At 44.0% G+C, this 241-nt stretch carries 1 protein-coding gene; it reads left to right on the top strand.

Annotated elements, in window-relative coordinates; genetic code table 11:
* Window positions 1–241 (top strand): hypothetical protein (locus ACSV5T_RS10285; RefSeq protein WP_438321082.1); only part of this gene is annotated, 241 nt, incomplete at both ends.

The following is a 241-nucleotide window of genomic DNA, read 5'->3' as shown; positions in this document are numbered from 1 at the left end:
CACCAATCGTATCAGGTGTAGAAAATGGAAAAATTTATAATCAGCATGTCACGCCTTCATTTAACGAGGGAAGTGCCAAACTAAACGGGAATACGTTCGTCAGTGGTACAACCGTCAAAGCGGAAGGGTCACATGAGCTAATTGTCCAAGATTTGGCGGGCAACACGACAATGTATAAGTTTGAGATTGATTTAACCGCACCAAAAGTTACGAACGTATCCGACGGAGCAACGTATCGTCG

Origin of the sequence: Veillonella sp. ZSJB6 (assembly GCF_051549505.1) — a bacterium.
Taxonomy (GTDB): domain Bacteria; phylum Bacillota; class Negativicutes; order Veillonellales; family Veillonellaceae; genus Veillonella.
This window is presented reverse-complemented; position numbering and strand designations above follow the sequence as displayed.